This is a genomic window from Mesorhizobium sp. M1C.F.Ca.ET.210.01.1.1 (assembly GCF_004791585.1).
Lineage (GTDB): Bacteria > Pseudomonadota > Alphaproteobacteria > Rhizobiales > Rhizobiaceae > Mesorhizobium.
Genome location: NZ_SRUU01000076.1, coordinates 1 through 2,611, shown reverse-complemented (window position 1 = coordinate 2,611; position 2,611 = coordinate 1). Strand labels below are relative to the sequence as shown.

Genomic DNA, 2,611 nt, shown 5'->3' with positions numbered 1-2,611 from the left:
GGATCACACGCTCAGGCACACGTATTTCATCTCTGTATAATCATCGATTCCGTATTTTGACCCTTCGCGGCCAAGGCCAGATTGCTTGATGCCACCAAAAGGCGCAACTTCCGTGGAGATCAGCCCAGTGTTAACCCCGACCATGCCGCACTCGAGAGCCTCCGCCACCCGGAAGATCTTCGAGATATCTCTGGAATAGAAGTATGAAGCGAGGCCAAACTTGGTGTTGTTCGCCATTTCTATCACTTGTTCCTCGGTCGAAAACTTGAACAGCGGCGCGATAGGGCCGAACGTCTCTTCCCTCGAGAGGCGCATATCCCCCGTTGCGCCGGTCAAGATAGTGGGCTCGAAAAAGAGGCCGCCTTGGCTCGCAGGCTTGCCACCGACCTCCACTGTAGCCCCCTTGGCGATGGCGTCAGTGACGTGCTCCTGTACCTTCTTCAGCGCATTCCGGTCGATGAGAGGGCCTGTCGTGACCCCTTCGGCAAAGCCGTCGCCGACTTTCATCTGGCGAACGCGCTCGGCAAGCTTGGCGGCAAAGGCATCATAGACGCCCTCCTGAATATAGAGCCGATTGGCACAGACGCAGGTTTGCCCAGCATTGCGGTATTTGGAAACCATTGCGCCGTCGGCGGCGGCGTCGAGATCCGCGTCATCGAAAACGATGAAGGGCGCGTTACCTCCGAGCTCGAGGCCGAGCTTTAAGATCTGCTCTGCGCCTTGCCGCATCAGTATTTTTCCGACATTGGTCGAGCCCGTGAACGTGACTTTCCGAATCTTCTCATTGCGGCAGAATTCCTGACCGACCATCGCGGCATCGGTCGTGGTTAGCACAGAAAAAAGACCGAGTGGCAGGCCGGCGCGTTCGGCAAGGACAGCCAGAGCGAGCGCGGATAGGGGCGTCTGAGCCGCAGGCTTTGATACCATGCTGCAGCCGGCAGCGATTGCCGGGGCCATCTTGCGGGCAAGCATTGCATTCGGGAAGTTCCACGGCGTGATGGCCCCAACAACTCCGATGGGCTGCTTGATCACGATGATGCGCTTATCCGGCTGATGACCTGGAATGGTGTCGCCGTAGACTCGCTTTGCTTCCTCACCGAACCACTCGACGTAGGATGCACCATAAAGAATCTCTCCCTTCGCCTCCGTCCATGGTTTCCCCATCTCTAGGGTGAGGATAGTGGCAAGATCATCGACATTCGATACTATGAGGTCGTACAGTTTTCGCAGGACTGCGGCGCGCTCCTTACCCGTCCTTTTCGCCCAGTTCTTTTGGGCAACATAGGCCGCCTCAATCGCCGACTTGACCTCCTCTTCACCGAGATCTGGAAGGGTTGCAAGGACTTCGCCGGTTGAGGGATTGGTGACCTCGAACGTGAGGCCCCTTGAACCTGCCGCTACCCACCCAGCCCCTACGAGAGCTTTATCCGTCACTAACGACTTGTCTTTTAACTTCGCTAGCACTGCTTCAGAAAGTGACATTTAATTTCTCCCGTATTGGTGCGAGCCCAAGAGCCGCCGTATATTCCACCAGAGATAGAACTTTGCGCTCTAGCGGGCATTGTCTTGTTCAAGGATGGGCCGATCGCAGAAACGAAGAAATCGATCGCCACAGAACAGACTCCCTCTCTAGGAGGCCGGCTGACTGCCACACCGCGTCTAAGTCTGCCAGCGGTGAGGATTATCCCACCAACATCGGCGTGCGGCCTTTCAAGTACCCAGTCGGCTTCTCCATATTGAAATCGACCGTATAAACTTATGCTAATTATCCCCGGTTAGTCTAAGAATTCGTCGGAATAGACAACGGCTGGCGTAGGAACTCTGAACCCTTCACGCCGTACAACTTCAACGACCTTCTCAAGGTCATTCACCAGCAAGGTTATATATTCATCTCGCAGTGGTCCAAGTACAAATTGTATTGCCTCTGGCTCCTTTAGTATATTTATCTTCCACCCGTACTCCTTCATCCGGCTTGCAATTGAATAGATGTCAGAGTATTCGCTCCGTATTCCCACCACGTTAAGCTCAGCTCCGCCGACTATCTTCAAGCCGGGGCACTGTGCAACGAAGGCCAATATGGCATCTCTCAGCTTGAGGATTTGAGCAGCGCGAGAGAGGTAACCGTCCCGCCCCAGATAACGCATGACTGCCCAGGCCGAAGCGATTGCGCCTCCGCTTCGTGTTCCAGTGAGAACTGGTGAACGATAAAGTCCTGCTGCCCATGTGTCGAAAATGAAGGGTTGATGGCGGGCTACCTTATTTTTATAGAAAACGCCCGACACTCCCTTGCCACTATAGCCGTACTTGTGAAAATCCGCCGAAATTGAGCTTACACCAGAGAGTCGAAAATCGAAGTCCGGAACGTCCCGTCCGAGCTCCCGCACAAAAGGCGCCAAAAACCCGCCAACGCAAGCATCCACATGCAACCAGATCCCGTGTTGGCTGGCAATTTCTGCTAATTCTCGAACTGGGTCACAAACGCCATGCGACCAGGACGGCATTGAGGCGAGCATCATGACTGTGTTTTCGCTAACTGCTTCAGACATTGCCGAGACGATTGCGCGAAAATTTTCATCCACTGGAACGCGACGGATAGTATATCCGAAATACC

General features: G+C 54.4%; 2 protein-coding genes. Both read right to left on the bottom strand.

Annotated elements, in window-relative coordinates:
• Positions 1-3 precede the first annotated feature (3 nt).
• Entirely contained in the window at positions 4-1,482 is a 1,479-nt protein-coding gene (locus tag EN853_RS32925) for an NAD-dependent succinate-semialdehyde dehydrogenase (protein ID WP_127863047.1), read from the bottom strand.
• A gap of 293 nt (positions 1,483-1,775) precedes the next feature.
• A partial coding sequence (locus EN853_RS32920) for an aminotransferase class V-fold PLP-dependent enzyme (protein WP_135856030.1) occupies positions 1,776-2,611 on the bottom strand: 836 nt, incomplete at its 5' end.